The following is a 15,316-nucleotide window of genomic DNA, read 5'->3' on the forward strand; positions in this document are numbered from 1 at the left end:
CGTCAAGCGGCGAAGTACCCGATAGCGGGGGTGTTTCACCGTGAATCGGCAGTTCAACCAATTTGTATGATTCTAGCCACTGACGGTATTCCGTCAAGATTCCATACGAAAAGCATATAGAAGCCAGGAGGAGCTGCATTGGCTGAGGCAGGGGTTTTTACTGTTACGATAGGATTGCCTTTTTGCGCGGTCGACAGGTTAAAAAAACGGGTTTCATTATTGAATGCATGCGTAGTAGCGCCAATGCGCACCAACGTGATTCTGGAAATATTTTCAGTAGCTTCGATAGAAAATTGCTCATTCCAGCCCAGCATGGTTGTTGGGGCATCCACAATGACCGGTCGAGGAGAAAATTGACCGCTCCCATCTTTTTTAAATAGGTAAGGTGGGTAGTAAATTTCACCATTAAGCTGAGTTAAAGGGCCGGGCGTGCCGCCGCCTCCAGTAATCACGCTTGCATCCGGAAGAAGCAGTGAAGTTGAATGATACAAGCGAGGGGTGGCTGCTCTTGCTGTCGATTTCCATATTTTTGTGTTGGAATTCCAAAGTTCAGAGTCCAGTGCTGCACCTGCCAAATCGTTGCCAGTTGATGATCCTCCATTGACCCAGACGGAGCCATTGGCAAGAACTGTCGCATTGCTGTACTGACGATTTTTTGCCAGAGTGCCGCCCGAAGTCACGACAGGTTCGCCATTACCATTGATGTTGACAACAAGCGCTGTGCGATTGTCACGAATGGATAGTATGCGACCAGGGGCGTACATTATGCTTGGCAAGCTGTTAATACCCGGTGTTATGGTTGATAGATACTTTGAGAGCGTGCCGGTGCCTGATGTATTGAGCTTGTACATTGCGCCGTCGTGCCCGAGAATAAACAACTTGCCCTGTGGGTTTACCCAGGCCCTGGGATAAAACCATGCTTCTCCAGTGCCGCCCAGTGCTCCGTAAGCGGAGTCACTGGTCGCAGAGCTAAGTGCACGCCAATGACCATTTTTCGCACGCACTTCCGGCGTCGGTGAGTAAGTTGCTACCGTAGCCGGTATGGTGGGTGTTCCTGGAAAATCCCTGCTGTTACGGCCCCCCATCACGACATGCTGACCATTGGGCAACGTTACTGCAGTCGCGTACCAACGCTTAAACGTCATATTCTGAGGAAGGTGTGTCAGGGTATCGGTAGACGAGTCAAAAATATTCACGTTATTGTGAGCATACTGTCTCTTCGTGTTCAAAAAGGCGTCACCACCAAAGAAAAGACCGCGGCCATCTGGAAGATGCGCCTGACCAGCACAGTAAATGTCGGTAAGGGTTGTGTTAGGTAATGTCTCGAACGCATTGGTTCCAATGCCGAGTGATGGATCCCAGATAACATAGAGCAGATTGCCAATTTGCGTACCCACAGTATCGGTTCCGTAAGCAATTACCCGCCCATCCGGCATCAGCATCATTGCGATCGGGACCACAGGCCAGTCGTGCAACAGGCCGAATCTGCCTTTCAGATGCGCCTGCGACCCTGCTGCTACTGCTGGAGCGGCAATTGTGAAGGAAAGAAACAAGACCAAAATAGCTGGAAGATACTTTAGATGCCAAATTCTTTGAGCGGAAAGAGGGCGCTTAAACATCTTATACCTCCTAATATTGAAAGTATGAAAATCATGGATAATGAATTGTTATATTTCTATTAAAAATAGTAAAGAGAATTCCACGTTCAAATAATAGAAAATATAAAGTGCAAGTAATAATTGTCCGACTTTTTTATAGGCAGCTTGTCTGGATTACTGCGTTTCACTTTCTTGGGTGTTTAACAGGCCGCTGTATTTTTTCTTTCCTATTGCTGGTGAATAGCTGACTTGAATTTGTATCTCCTGTTTGCAGAAAAATGTAAACAGTACTGGTAAGAATCATAGATTATTCTCGTTAATCTGGGATAGCCTATTGTTTCCTCAAGGTTTATAAAGAAATGTCGTAAGAAATTTCACGCAATATTATTCAGGAGTTCAAAAATGCCTCAACCAGTCTCAAGAAAATTATCAGATTGGGTCGATTTCCTCACAAGGGCAGAAATTCCTGTTCTCAAACAAACTGCACGTAATCTTGAGGTTCTCACACAAGATGAGCAGAACTTGAATGCACGAAATTATGCAAATGTTGTGAAAAATGACCCATTGATGACAGTAAAGCTCATGCGCTATATGCAAGAGCATAAGCACCGTTCCCAAGAGCACGATGTGATGGAAGCTGAGCAAATTGTAATGATGCTTGGACTTGAAACGATGCTTAAGAAAATTCCTGCCAAACCATTGGCCGAAGAAGTTCTTGGGCGCAATAATATGCATGCACTCATTTTTTTGTTGAAAACCACTCATCGTTCCAATATGGCTGCATCTTATGCTTATGACTGGGCAATTCGTTTGCATGATTTGCATTTTGCTGATATTCGTTTGGCTGCCCTGTTGCACGATATTGCAGAAATGTTGATGTGGTGCTTTGCACCTGCTGAAATGCTAAAGATCAAGCAACTACAAAAACAGAATAAAGCATTAAGGAGTGCAATAGTACAAGAAAAAATTTTGGGATTCACTTTAAATCAATTGCAACATGAGCTTGCTGTCAGATGGAGATTGCCTGAGCTATTGATTACACTGATGGATGATGAGCATGCAAAATTACAGCGAGTTCGCAATGTCATACTTGCAGTAAATCTGGCCAGGCACTCCGCTAATGGCTGGGACGATGCTGCATTGCCGGACGATTATGAAGATATTTCCAAGCTCTTGCACCTGCAAGCGTGTGATGTCATGACCATCGTCGGCGCTAACAAGCAATACGAAAGTACCAGCCTTGCCTGAGAAATAAACTATCAATTACGAAAACAGGCGCGCCAATTCAATGCCTGGATCTTCCGCGCGCATGAAAGCTTCCCCGACGAGAAAACCATTAACTTGGTGACTGCGCATGCGCGCAACATCTGCTGGCGTATGAATTCCACTTTCGGTGACGACAATTTTTTGGGATGGGATTGAGGGGAGCAATTCCAAGGTTGTATCGAGTGATGTTTCAAAAGTATGCAGGTTACGATTATTGATTCCAATTAATGGCGTTGATAGCTGTAGAGCCATTTCTAGTTCAGCAGCATCGTGGATTTCTACCAGAACAGCCATTCCCAGTGAGCCAGCCAGCTGCTCAAGCTTTAACATGCGCTCCGGAGGTTCATTTTTTGAGCTTCCTGACTGATTGCCGCATTCCAGTAGGAAAGCGCTTACAATCAACAAAATACAATCTGCATTCATCGCGCGTGCTTCGGCAATCTGATAATCTTCCAGAATGAAATCTTTACGTAAGACTGGAAGTGAGCAGGCACTTCTGGCAGCTTGTAAATATTGAGGGCTACCCATAAAAAATTGTTGATCGGTCAATACGGAAAGACAAGCTGCGCCATGCTGAGCATAGGTTTGAGCTATCTCGGCAGGGTTGAATTCAAATGATTGTGTGTTCTCCGAGGTACGTCCACGCAAAACGCCCTTACTGGGGCTGGCCTGTTTAATTTCAGCAATAACCGCCGATTTTCCGGCAGCGATTTTATTTTGAATGGCGGCGACAAAATCTCGTGGCGATGCTGCGGATTGTGCTTCTTGAAGTAAGATGGGATAAGGTTTTAATGTCTTGGCAATCTCTACTTCTTGTTTCTTTACAGTAAGTATTTTATTTAGAATATCAGGCATGTTTTTAATTCGTATTTCTATTAGTAAATTCCACTAGGTCATGAAGTTTTTTCAATGCACCGCCACTTTCGATGGCTCTCTGTGCCGCCCTGATTCCCAATTCCAGTGTGTCAGCGACTCCAGCAGCATATATCGCGGCACCGGCGTTCATTACAACGATATCCCGTGCAGGTCCGGGAGTGTTTTTCAGGGCCGAGAGTAGCATTAATTTTGCATCTTCATTGCTGCTAACCTGGATAGTCTCGATGCTAGAGGATTTAAGGCTGAAATCTTCCGGTTTGACGCTATAAACGGTTACTTTGTCATTTTTTAATTCACCGATAATCGTTTCACCGGTGATCGTAATTTCATCCAATCCATCCTTGCCATGCACAATCAGTACGTGCCGACTGCCCAAACGTTGCAGCACATGGGTTAGGGTTCCCACCAGATCTTCACTGAAAACACCTAATACTTGTCTTTTAGCACTGGCGGGGTTCGTTAATGGTCCCAGAATATTAAATAAGGTTTTGATGCCTAATTCACGTCGTACCGGAGCAGCATATTTCATGGCGGAATGATAATTGGGGGCGAACATAAAACCGACGCCAATCTCACTCAGACTTTGGGCGACTTGCTGGGGTGTTTGGTTGAGATTGACGCCCAGTGCTTCCAGTACATCAGCACTGCCGGATTTGCTGGAAACGGATCTGCCGCCATGCTTGGCGACTCGAGCGCCTGCGGCAGCAGCTACAAAGGCCGATGCTGTTGAGATATTAAAGGTGTGCAGGGAATCTCCGCCGGTGCCGCAAGTGTCGACTAAATGAGCATCATTGAGAGCATCGACTTTGGTCGCAAATTCACGCATGACTTGTGCTGCGGCAGCTATTTCTCCGATAGTTTCTTTTTTTACCCGAAGACCGGTAATGATTGCGGCGATGAGCATCGGTGAAATTTCACCTTGCATGATTTGCCGCATTAAAACGATCATATCATCATGCAATATTTCCTGTTGCGCGATGATCCGTTGTAGCGCTTCTTGTGGATTCATGAGATTGCCTTTATTCAGTTCGATCGATTAACGATTAAGGAAATTCTCGAGCATTTGATGTCCATGCTCACTCAAAATAGATTCAGGGTGAAACTGGATGCCCTCAATAGCGAGGGTTTTATGGCGTACGCCCATAATTTCATCGTCTTGAGTCCATGCCGTAATCTCTAGACAATCGGGTAGGGTTGAGCGCTCAACGACAAGAGAGTGGTAGCGAGTGGCAATAAACGGATTAGGTAAGCCTCGAAAGACACCGATGTCATGATGATAAATCGGAGATGTCTTGCCATGCATCAATTGTTTTGCATGAATAACCCGCCCGCCGAATGCTTGCCCGATGCTCTGATGCCCAAGACAGACGCCTAGAACGGGGATATTCTGGCTGAATTGATGAATGACAGATAACGATACGCCTGCTTCATTCGGAGTGCAGGGGCCTGGAGAAATCACAATTCGCTCGGGGTTTAATTGCGAAATTTTATCTAGAGTAATTTCATCATTTCGGTATACAACAACCTTTTCTCCCAATTCAGAAAAATACTGCACCAAGTTATAGGTAAAAGAATCGTAATTATCAATCATTAATAACATGATTTTTGTGTGCGTTGTTTGTAATGGTTATTTCTGAAGTTTTTGAAAAAATATAAAATCCAATGTCGAGACCCTTGGGTCAAGCGGATAAATTTTACCAGTTCGCTTGGTATGCGAATAATATTATTCGCAGTTATTTGAACTCTATTTGATATTGCCTTATTAATTCAGTAAAATAGTGTGTTTTTCAACCTTGTCTCACCATCGTGATTGATGGGAGACTTACAACCCAAAAGGAATTTATGCGACATTACGAAATAGTCTTTATTGTTCACCCTGATCAAAGTGAACAAGTGCCTGCAATGATCGAACGCTATCGTGGCATTGTGACTTCCAAGAACGGCACAGTTCATCGAGTGGAAGATTGGGGGCGTCGCCAACTTGCTTATCTGATTCAGAAAGTTCATAAAGCGCATTATGTATTGATGAATATTGAATGTAACCAGGAAATTCTGGATGACTTGGATCATGCTTTCAAATTCAGTGATGCGATTCTACGCCATTTAACCATTAAAACTAAGGGTCCTGTCACTGAACCATCACCCATGATGCGTCAGGTAGAGAGAGCCGGTCCTGCGAGCTCGTCGGGTTCAGAGGAGACCACGGATGAATCGAATTCTGATGAGGTTTCAGAAGAGCCCGGTGTTGCTGCTACTGTATAGTCTGTCAGAAATTGGAATGTAATCAGACAACTATTTGCGGGAAAATCGTCAAATTAGGCATTTTACGCTACACCCCTGCTGGCACTGCCGTGACTGAATTTACGGTAAGTCATGGGTCTCAACAAAAAGAGGCAGGTGTTGTGAGGCAAATAGTCTTTGATATTCCTGTGGTCGTGATGGGGGAGCCAGCCTTGGCCGTTGCAGAATTTAAGATTAACAGCAGAGTTAAGCTCACCGGATTTCTCAATAGAAAGAGTCACATGAATCAACAGTTGGTGTTGCACTCAGATCAAATTGAACTCATTTAATTATAAATAGGAATAAATATGGCACGTTTTACTAGTAGGCGTAAAGACAGTAAGGATAAAGAAAGAGATAAAAAAGCCAATCGCCCTTTATTTAAGCGCAAAAAGTTTTGTCGCTTCACCGCGGAAGGCATCAAACAGGTAGATTATAAGGATATTGAAATTTTAAAAGATTTCATTAATGAGAACGGCAAGGTAATTCCAGCGCGGATTACCGGCACGACTTCTTTTTATCAGCGCCAGCTGGGTACAGCAATAGAAAGAGCACGTTTTCTGGCGCTATTACCTTACACGGATCGTCACTAGGGAGAAATGATATGCAAATCATTTTGATGGAAAAAATAAGTAATTTGGGTCAATTAGGTGACGTGGTTAATGTTAAAAGCGGTTTTGCTAGAAATTATCTGATCCCGCAAGGTAAAGCAAAACGTGCAACTGAGCAGGCTATTGCAGAATTTGAATCCAAGCGGGTAGAACTGGAGAAGAAACAAGCTGCAATTTTAACGGCAGCCCAGGCTGTCGCGGCAAAACTTGAGGGTTTGCTGGTACAAATTTCTCAGAAAGCTGGCAGTGATGGGAAATTATTTGGTTCTGTCACCAATGTAAATATTGTCGAGGCACTTGCCGGGCTGGGTTTTTCAGTTGAACGGACGATGATTCATATGCCGAATGGTCAATTAAAGCAAGTGGGTGACTACCCACTAACGGTCTCGCTGCATAGCGATGTGACAGCGAGTATTACTGTCTCGGTACTGGGTGATTCCGTGCTCTGATAAATTAAATTTTATTAGTTTATTTGAAAGAAGGACTATTCGTAGTCCTTTTTTCATTTGTGATTCAGCAAGTGGTAGAATCAAACATCCTTCAACTGAGTTTTCGATACCTATGGCGCAATCACCGATTAGTCTCCATCAGGATCAGCTTATAGATCCCTATAAAACACCTCCTCATTCGATTGAGAGCGAGCAATCGGTACTCGGAGGGCTGATGCTGGACAATAACGCGTGGGAGAAAGTCGCCGATGTTATTACCGATGGCGATTTTTACCGGCAGGATCACCAACTGATTTATCACCATATTTGTAAACTGATTGAACAGAACAAACCGGCTGACGTCATTACCGTGGCGGAATCGCTGGAAACATCAGCAGAGCTGCAGACTATCGGTGGGCTTGCGTATATTGGCGCCATGGTGCAGAACACGCCTTCGGCGGCAAATATTAAACGCTACGCGGAAATAGTTCGTGAACGCTCAATCATGCGTAATTTAGCGCAAGTGGGTGTGCACATCACAGATTCCGCTTATAACCCAGTGGGGCGCTCCGCTGCAGATTTATTAGATGAAGCGGAAGCGAGAGTATTTGAGATTGCTGAAGAAGGTGCTCGTGGTAAAGAAGGCTTCACGGGCATTCAACCCCTTTTGCGGCAAGTGGTCGAGCGGATAGAATTGCTATACAGCCAGGATAATCCGAGCAATGTAACCGGGATTGCATCGGGTTTTCACGATCTTGATCAAAAGACATCCGGATTCCAGCCGGGCGACCTGATTATAGTTGCAGGGCGTCCATCCATGGGGAAAACCGCTTTTTCGTTGAATATTGCAGAGCATGTAGCACTGGAATTAAACAAACCCGTTGCGGTGTTCAGTATGGAGATGGGAGGCGCGCAGCTGGCCATGCGGATGCTGGGGTCCGTGGGGAAACTGGATCAACATAAGGTGCGTACCGGTCGTCTGGACGATGAAGATTGGCCAAAATTGACGCACGCCTTAGGCAAACTGAATGAGGCGCCCATTTTTATTGATGAGACGGCGGCGTTAAATGCGCTTGAACTCAGAGCGCGTTCCAGACGGTTATATCGCCAGTATGGTGAATTGGGTTTGATTGTGGTTGATTATCTGCAACTCATGTCCTCCAGTAGCCAGGGAGAGAATCGTGCCACAGAAATCTCAGAAATATCACGTGCGTTGAAAGGGTTGGCGAAAGAATTGAAGGTGCCGGTGATTGCGCTATCGCAGCTCAATCGCAGTCTTGAGCAACGACCCAACAAACGTCCAGTTATGTCGGATTTGCGTGAATCTGGGGCGATTGAACAAGACGCCGATGTGATTCTGTTTATTTACCGCGATGAAGTGTATAACCCGGATTCGCCAGATAAAGGGATTGCCGAAATCATTATTGGCAAGCAGCGTAATGGTCCGATCGGAAAAGTTGATCTAACGTTCCTGGGCGAATACACACGCTTTGAAAGCCATGCCAGACCGGAATATTATTAATCGAATCTTATTATCCGATGACTGTTTTCTTGAAAATCTGCATTTAACTTCCAGAGCGTTGCACAGATAACGGAATTGTGTGCTTTATATTGAAAAGGCGTGTTTCAGGATAGAGAGATGATCGGTGAAGTATAAGAAGAAGCAATCAAGATATCAGTGGTCATTCTTGCAACGATTGTTGTGCCTGTCCGTCATGATCCTCTTGGCCGGATGTGTATCGCCGATGGCGTTGAATCGTGCTGTGATTGCCTATGATGAAGCGGTTACCGACTCCATATCACAGCAGCTACTGGTAAATATCGTCCGTGCGCATTACCGTCAACCGGTGCATTTTACCGGTGTATCCAATATTGCCGCGACTTTTACTTTTTCCGCCAATGCGGGTGCCATGCCGGCATTAGGAGGACTTGCCGGAGCAACGCTGATGCCAATTTTTGGTGGCAGCTTAGCCGAGAGTCCAACGATTAGCATCGTCCCAATCGAAGGAGAGGAGTTTACTCAACGTTTGCTCACGCCATTTCCGCAAAGCAAGTTAACGTTGTTGCTGCGCCAGCACTTTGATGTCGACATGTTGCTACGCATGATGGCGCAGGAGGTGCGCTTGATGAACCCCGAGCAACAGAGTGTTTATCGCAACAACCCGTCGGATAAAGCCGGTTATGAAATGTTTCGTCGCGTGGTGCTGCATTTCTCAGCAATCCAGGATCATAACCAATTGTATGCCGAACCGTTGCTGTTGAATCATACCTGGAAGATTCCGTCCAGTTCGATTGTGCCCGATAGCTTTCAGTCGCTGCAAAAGGAATTTACCGTGCACTATCATGCTGAGGACGATACCTTTACTTTGCGTAAACAAATCCCAGGGCCAATTCTAATTACCAACTATGATCCCGATAGGCTTTCCGAAGAAGAGCGCGAAGCACTGAACGAGCGTGCTAGAGACTGGGATGTCAGCGATATCGCGTTTGATATCCGTGCTGGCCATTATGGCGGCGAGTGGCCGATGAGTGGTGTGTTCCGGCTAAGGAGCTTTCACTCGATTCTTGGTTTTCTTGGTAAATCCCTTGGCTATGAGAAGGGATATCATGTCGAGAAAGATGCTAGAACGCCGCCCATCCTCCACAACGAGAATCCTGATCAAACCATGGAATTTATGGCCTCAAATTCGTCTCCTTCCGATGTCGATTTTTCTATCCGCTGGAATGACCGGTTCTATGCGGTCAATACGGTAGGATCGCATGCGCGCTGGAATCGGGATGCCTTTCAGCTCTTGTTCCTGCTGTTCCAAATGACCGTCACCGACCTGCCGCGCATCGGAGTGCCGAGTATTACAATTGCTAAGTAGTTAAGAGGTTTTGAAAAAGTTACTTGAAAGTAGATGCGATATTAAAATTTAAAGTAGTTAATTCAGAGCATACTTTGCGAAAGGATTAGGATGCTAACATGTACAGGCCAAGGAGTTCGATTTTATGGATCAAATGCTTCAGGCGGTAGAATCTTCTAATGATCCGGTAGGTGTCATAGAGGAAATTCATGGACCCGTTGTTGATGTGGTTTGTGAATTTCTACCGCCATTGCATCAAGCCTTATTCTGTATTGTTGACCACCAGAATTATGTTTTCGAAGTTCACCGCCATCTTGATGCAAGCCATGTACGTGCAATTGCCTTGCATTCAACAGCGGGTCTTCGCCGCGGCTTAAAAGTGTTTGATAGTGGCGGGCCTTTGCGTGTCCCGGTTGCACCCGGTTGCCTAAGCCGTGTGCTGGATATGTTTGGCGCACCGCTTGATGGCGAATCGCCCCTGCAGACATCGGAAATGCGCAATATCATTGCTTCTCCCGCTTTGCTGGCTGATACGGTGCCTTCTGAGGGTATCTTGGAGTCCGGTATTAAGGTGATAGATTTGCTCTGCCCTTTTGTTAAAGGTGGTAAGACAGGGTTATTCGGTGGCGCTGGTGTCGGGAAAACCGTTCTGATTATGGAATTTATGCATGCTATTGTCAGCCTGCATCAGGGTGTTTCTGTCTTTGCAGGCGTCGGGGAACGAATCCGCGAAGGCCACGAGTTGTGGCATGAAATGCAAGATGCTGGTGTGATGCCGCGCACCCTGATGCTGTTTGGGCAAATGGATGAATCTCCGGGGGTGCGGTTTCGCGTGGGTTTGTCAGCGCTGACGTATGCCGAATACCTTCGCGATACTTTAGGTAAAGAAGTTTTATTGTTGATGGACAATGTATTTCGTTTTGTCCAGGCGGGCAGTGAAATTTCTGGTTTACTTGGGCGCATGCCTGCAACGGTGGGTTATCAACCGACCTTGATGAGTGAGGTGGCGGAATTGCAGGAACGAATCATTTCGACCCGTGCAGGTAATATCACCGCGGTGGAGGCAGTGTATGTGCCAGCAGATGATATGACAGACCCCGCCGTGAGTGCGATTCTGGCTCATTTGGATACGACGGTTATTTTATCCCGAGGCCAAGCAGCCAAAGGCATATACCCCACAGTTGATCCATTGCAATCATCGAGCAAAATGATGGATCGTGCATTTCTCGGCGATCGTCATTACCAGGTTGCTGAGAATGTACGTGAACATCTTGCGCGTTACCATGAATTAGAAGATATTATTGCGATGCTGGGTTTAGAAGCATTATCAGAAAAAGACCGGCGGATTGTTATGCGTGCACGTAAGTTACAGCGCTATCTGACGCAACCGTTCCATGTGATGGATGCGCATAGCGGTATTCAAGGAGTCTCTGTTAAGTTGGATCAAACACTGACTGACTGCGAATCTTTTCTAAACGGTGATTATGATGCCGTTCCAGAGGAACAATGCTATATGCGCGGATCAATGCAGGGGGAGGGATGAATACATTTACCTTGCATCTTCAAAGCGCTACGCAATACAGTCGTGTAGATGAGTTAACTTGTTTTGTGGGGGCGGATATTTCGGGTAGTTTCGGTATTCTTGCCGGACATGCCCGCATGATGACGGCGCTCAATTATGGATTAGCTCGTTATCGCTTGCAGAATGGCGATTGGTGCTATCTGGCATTCCCCGGCGGGATTCTTTATTGCCTGGATAACCAACTGTACATCAGTACACGTCGTTATCTTTCTGATACCGATTATCAACGTATCAGCGCAGGATTGCTGGAACAATTGTTGGTTGAAGAAACGCAGTTAAAAAGAATCAAAGATAGCTTACGTCAATTGGAACAGGAGATGTTTCGTCGCTTATGGCAAATGGGACGGAGTGGAGTCAGGAGGTAGCGATCATGGATGACAAGCAACTGCGCAAATCTGTCGAACAACAAATCAAGCGTATGCAACGGGCTGAGAAAGAGCGTCCAACATTGCTGGCCCAATCAATATTCATGGGAACATTATCTTTGCTCTTTGTTTTGCCAGTCATCATTGGTGCTTATCTGGGTAATTGGCTGGATGATAAGGCAGAAAGTTATTCAATTCTCTGGACGATTGGATTAATAGTCGCAGGTCTTATAATGGGCATGGTAAATGTCTATTTATATGTGCGGGAACATCACTGATGGATATCCCGACTGTAGTATTTTATGTTGGGCCTTTCGGTATTACCTCCATTGTGGTGACTACTTGGGGCATTATGATTACATTAGGTATCTGTTGCTGGCTTGGAACTAGACGCCTTGCGCTTGTTCCTGGAAAGTTACAAACCATGCTGGAGGGCTTGGTCTTGGCGATAGAGGATAATATAAATGCTGTCATACCGGATCATACGCAACAGGTGCTGCCGTTTATTGCAACGTTATGGGTATATATTGTGATTGCAAATCTTACCGGACTGATACCGCAGTTACATTCTCCAACCGGAAGTTTTTCTGTAACTGCCGGACTTGCATTACTGGTATTTCTATCGGTTCATTGGTTTGGAATACGCAGTGGGGGCGCTCGCAACTATTTAAGGCATTATTTAAGCCCAACTCCATTACTGTTGCCTTTTCATCTGATTAGCGAAGTGACGCGGACCATTGCGCTGGCGGTTCGTCTGTTTGGTAATATTATGAGTCTTGAGTTGGTCGCATTACTGGTTCTGCTGGTGGCCGGTTTGCTGGTTCCGGTGCCTTTGCTAATGTTGCATGTCATCGAGGCTCTAGTACAGGCCTATATATTTGGAATGTTAGCGCTGATTTATGTAGCGGGCGCAATGCAATCACAACAGGAAAGTAAAAAAGGAAACGATATATGAGTGATATGACCTGGTTTACGGTTCTTTCTACCGTAGGTGCGGTATTAGCTGTCGCTATAGGCATGATGTTCCCGGCATTGGCCATGGGTCGTGCAATCAGTCAGGCGCTGGATGCGCTGGCGCGGCAACCGGAAGCTGAGAAATCGATCATGCGCACATTGTTTATTGGATTGGCCATGATTGAATCACTGGCGATTTATGTGCTGGTGATTGTGTTAATAGTCTTATTTCGTAATCCATTGCTGGAATATCTGGTTCATTAAAAAATCATAAGGCTTATGAACTTCGATTGGACTACCTTTGTTCTTGAGATAATTAATTTCCTGATCTTGGTGTGGATCTTGAAACGATTTTTGTATCAGCCGGTACTCGGGGTTATTGCCAGGCGTCGAGCAGATATCGATAAATCGTTGTCTGATGCGCTGCAAATTAGAAATGAGGCGAACGAACTAAAAGCTAGGAATGAACAATACCTGATTGAATGGGAAGCAAAAAAGGAAGCCGCCCAAGCACAATTAAACGCAGAATTGACATCAATGCGTGAAAGTAAATTGGCCGAGCTGGAAACAAGAATCAATGAAGAAGCGGAACGTCGCCGTGTTCTGACCGAACGCAATCGACACGAGTTTGAGAGGTTGATGGAAGAAAGGGGCATCGCGCAGGGAGCTACATTTACCAATAAGCTACTCATGCGATTAGCTTCCCCTGAGCTGGAAAACAGGCTCTACATAGTTCTCATGGAAGATTTGCAGGGATTACGCCAGCAAGATAAACATGTGATCGCCGTAGCTGCAGAGGAACCGGGGTTGCAGATCAAAATACAAAGTGCCTTTTCGCTGGACACCAGCAAACGTGGGGAATTGACGCGCTCATTGAACCAAATGACGGGGAAAACATTACCGGTTGTATTTAACACAAATCCGGAGTTGATTTCCGGATTCCAGATAGATATTGGTGCATGGATTCTGCATGCCAATTTGCGCGATGAACTAAAGTCATTTGGCGGGGTGCTGCGGCATGCCGGATGATGCGAGCATTGCTAATACTAATCAGCCCGATTCTCCCTTAGCCAGACAAGCTGAGTGGTTGTCGCAGTATCAATACGGTTTGCGTTTGTCGGAGCAAGGTACCGTCATTTCTGTGGGTGACGGTATCGCCTGGATTAATGGATTGCCTTCGGCCTGTATGGATGAACTGGTGCAATTGGAAGACGGCAGCAGCGCTTTGGTATTTCATCTGACGCATGATCGGTTAGGGGCAATCTTGCTGCATCAGACGAGACAACTTACTGCTGGAACCCAAGCTTTCTTGACGGGAAATCGGCTCAGTATTGGGGTGGGTGATGCTTTGCTGGGGCGGGTGATAGATCCATTGGGCATCCCTCTTGATAGTGCCGGATCTATTTCTGTTAGCACCTATCGTTTGCTGGACGTGCGCTCGCCGCCAATTATCGCACGTGATTTCGTAGCCCAGCCCTTGTACACCGGCAATAAAATTATAGATACCATGATCCCGATTGGTAAAGGCCAGCGACAACTGATTATTGGAGATAATGGAAGTGGCAAAAGTACCTTAGCGATTGACACTGTCATCAATCAGCGTGACAAAAATGTGTATTGCATTTACGTTTTAATCGGGCAGAAGCGTTCTACCGTAGTTAGTGTGATAGAAACGCTTCGTCGTTACAAGGCGCTGGCCTATACCGTTGTGGTAGTAGCAGAGGCGACGGCCATGCCGGGTCTTAAATATTTAGCTCCGTTTGCTGGTTGTGCGGTGGCAGAAGCTTGGATGGCTGCTGGGCGAGACACTCTGGTTGTTTATGATGATTTGAGCACTCACGCACGTAGCTATCGTGAGCTTTCGCTATTGTTGCGCAGACCCCCGGGCCGAGAGGCGTATCCCGGCGATATTTTCTATCTGCATTCACGCTTGTTAGAACGTTCAACGCGTTTATCCGCAAAACAGGGTGGCGGCAGTATGACGGCGCTGCCAATTGTTGAAACAGAACAGGGCGAGATTGCTGCGTATATTCCCACTAACTTAATTTCAATCACCGATGGTCAAATTTATTTTGATCGTCAACTTTTTGCGCGTGGTTTCTTACCCGCAATTGATGTTACCCGTTCGGTTTCGCGTATTGGTGGTAATGCCCAGCATGCAGCAATCAAGAAAGAGGCTGGGCGCATGAAACTTGATTATCTGCAGTTTTTGGAATTGGAAGTGTTTACTCGATTTGGTTCGAAACTGGAAGCCAGTATGGAAGAACGAATAAAGCGAGGACAGATTCTTCGCGAAATTCTTAAACAGGATCTGCTTTCACCACAGCCAGTAGAATTTCAGATGGCGTGGCTGGTAGCCTATAATGAGGGTTTATTCGATAATCTTGATCTGGGTCAGATCAGAGCGCATCTAATGCATCTTCAGGAACAAGTTACAAGTATCAGTATAAACATTGATCAAGGCCGTGATCAATGGAAAACGTTAATACGTGCTTGGCTAAAATAAATTT

At 45.9% G+C, this 15,316-nt stretch carries 18 protein-coding genes; 14 read left to right on the forward strand and 4 right to left on the reverse strand.

The window, feature by feature from the left end:
- Positions 1 to 53: 53 nt before the first annotated feature.
- Entirely contained in the window at positions 54 to 1,619 is a 1,566-nt protein-coding gene (locus K2Q13_RS01950) for a glyoxal oxidase (RefSeq protein ID WP_292918970.1), read from the reverse strand.
- A 381-nt stretch (positions 1,620 to 2,000) separates the two neighbouring features.
- Here K2Q13_RS01950 and K2Q13_RS01955 point away from each other — a divergent pair, with 381 nt between their 5' ends.
- Positions 2,001 to 2,846, forward strand: coding sequence for an HDOD domain-containing protein (locus K2Q13_RS01955; protein ID WP_292918971.1), 846 nt, complete (start codon positions 2,001 to 2,003; stop codon positions 2,844 to 2,846).
- A 15-nt stretch (positions 2,847 to 2,861) separates the two neighbouring features.
- On the opposite strand, the gene trpC is transcribed toward K2Q13_RS01955, so the two are convergent.
- The 3 genes from trpC to K2Q13_RS01970 are packed head-to-tail and all read right to left on the reverse strand — an operon-like array spanning position 2,862 to position 5,340.
- Positions 2,862 to 3,719: an indole-3-glycerol phosphate synthase TrpC gene (trpC, locus tag K2Q13_RS01960; protein WP_292918972.1), complete on the reverse strand. Its 858-nt coding sequence runs from the start codon at positions 3,717 to 3,719 to the stop codon at positions 2,862 to 2,864.
- Between the two features lie 4 nt (positions 3,720 to 3,723).
- The gene (trpD, locus tag K2Q13_RS01965; protein WP_292918973.1) at positions 3,724 to 4,749 is read right to left on the reverse strand and encodes an anthranilate phosphoribosyltransferase; all 1,026 of its coding nucleotides are present in this window, start codon (positions 4,747 to 4,749) and stop codon (positions 3,724 to 3,726) included.
- A gap of 27 nt (positions 4,750 to 4,776) precedes the next feature.
- Positions 4,777 to 5,340 (reverse strand): aminodeoxychorismate/anthranilate synthase component II, encoded by a 564-nt coding sequence (locus tag K2Q13_RS01970; protein ID WP_292918974.1) that lies wholly within the window; start codon positions 5,338 to 5,340, stop codon positions 4,777 to 4,779.
- Positions 5,341 to 5,582: 242 nt separating this feature from the next.
- Between K2Q13_RS01970 and rpsF the strand changes: the two genes are divergently transcribed.
- The 13 genes from rpsF (at position 5,583) to K2Q13_RS02035 (ending at position 15,312) form a co-directional block, all read left to right on the forward strand.
- Positions 5,583 to 6,002, forward strand: a complete 420-nt coding sequence (rpsF, locus tag K2Q13_RS01975; protein WP_292918975.1) for a 30S ribosomal protein S6 — start codon at positions 5,583 to 5,585, stop codon at positions 6,000 to 6,002.
- Between the two features lie 11 nt (positions 6,003 to 6,013).
- Positions 6,014 to 6,310, forward strand: a complete 297-nt coding sequence (gene priB, locus K2Q13_RS01980) for a primosomal replication protein N (RefSeq protein WP_292918976.1) — start codon at positions 6,014 to 6,016, stop codon at positions 6,308 to 6,310.
- 18 nt (positions 6,311 to 6,328) lie between these two features.
- Positions 6,329 to 6,613, forward strand: coding sequence for a 30S ribosomal protein S18 (gene rpsR / locus K2Q13_RS01985; protein WP_292918977.1), 285 nt, complete (start codon positions 6,329 to 6,331; stop codon positions 6,611 to 6,613).
- An 11-nt stretch (positions 6,614 to 6,624) separates the two neighbouring features.
- Positions 6,625 to 7,080, forward strand: a complete 456-nt coding sequence (gene rplI / locus K2Q13_RS01990; RefSeq protein ID WP_292918978.1) for a 50S ribosomal protein L9 — start codon at positions 6,625 to 6,627, stop codon at positions 7,078 to 7,080.
- A gap of 112 nt (positions 7,081 to 7,192) precedes the next feature.
- Complete coding sequence (dnaB, locus tag K2Q13_RS01995; RefSeq protein WP_292918979.1) at positions 7,193 to 8,581, forward strand: replicative DNA helicase; 1,389 nt, start codon at positions 7,193 to 7,195, stop codon at positions 8,579 to 8,581.
- A gap of 124 nt (positions 8,582 to 8,705) precedes the next feature.
- A complete protein-coding gene (locus tag K2Q13_RS02000) occupies positions 8,706 to 9,926 on the forward strand; it encodes a hypothetical protein (protein WP_292918980.1) in 1,221 nt (406 codons plus the stop codon).
- A 133-nt stretch (positions 9,927 to 10,059) separates the two neighbouring features.
- On the forward strand, positions 10,060 to 11,448 hold the full coding sequence (gene atpD, locus K2Q13_RS02005) for a F0F1 ATP synthase subunit beta (protein WP_365725064.1): 1,389 nt from the start codon (positions 10,060 to 10,062) through the stop codon (positions 11,446 to 11,448).
- Positions 11,445 to 11,852: a F0F1 ATP synthase subunit epsilon gene (locus tag K2Q13_RS02010; RefSeq protein ID WP_292918982.1), complete on the forward strand. Its 408-nt coding sequence runs from the start codon at positions 11,445 to 11,447 to the stop codon at positions 11,850 to 11,852. Before atpD ends, K2Q13_RS02010 begins: the two co-directional genes overlap by 4 nt.
- A gap of 5 nt (positions 11,853 to 11,857) precedes the next feature.
- Complete coding sequence (locus tag K2Q13_RS02015; protein ID WP_292918983.1) at positions 11,858 to 12,130, forward strand: AtpZ/AtpI family protein; 273 nt, start codon at positions 11,858 to 11,860, stop codon at positions 12,128 to 12,130.
- Positions 12,130 to 12,807 carry a F0F1 ATP synthase subunit A gene (locus K2Q13_RS02020; protein WP_292918984.1) on the forward strand — a complete coding sequence of 226 codons (678 nt, stop codon included), beginning with the start codon at positions 12,130 to 12,132 and terminating at the stop codon, positions 12,805 to 12,807. The genes K2Q13_RS02015 and K2Q13_RS02020 overlap by 1 nt, the downstream gene beginning before the upstream one ends.
- Positions 12,804 to 13,070 (forward strand): F0F1 ATP synthase subunit C, encoded by a 267-nt coding sequence (locus tag K2Q13_RS02025; protein ID WP_292918985.1) that lies wholly within the window; start codon positions 12,804 to 12,806, stop codon positions 13,068 to 13,070. Before K2Q13_RS02020 ends, K2Q13_RS02025 begins: the two co-directional genes overlap by 4 nt.
- A 15-nt stretch (positions 13,071 to 13,085) precedes the next feature.
- Positions 13,086 to 13,835: a F0F1 ATP synthase subunit delta gene (locus tag K2Q13_RS02030; protein ID WP_292918986.1), complete on the forward strand. Its 750-nt coding sequence runs from the start codon at positions 13,086 to 13,088 to the stop codon at positions 13,833 to 13,835.
- Positions 13,825 to 15,312, forward strand: a complete 1,488-nt coding sequence (locus K2Q13_RS02035) for a F0F1 ATP synthase subunit alpha (protein ID WP_292918987.1) — start codon at positions 13,825 to 13,827, stop codon at positions 15,310 to 15,312. Before K2Q13_RS02030 ends, K2Q13_RS02035 begins: the two co-directional genes overlap by 11 nt.
- Positions 15,313 to 15,316: the final 4 nt, after the last annotated feature.

The sequence above is a fragment of the Nitrosomonas sp. genome (assembly GCF_019752095.1).
GTDB lineage: Bacteria > Pseudomonadota > Gammaproteobacteria > Burkholderiales > Nitrosomonadaceae > Nitrosomonas.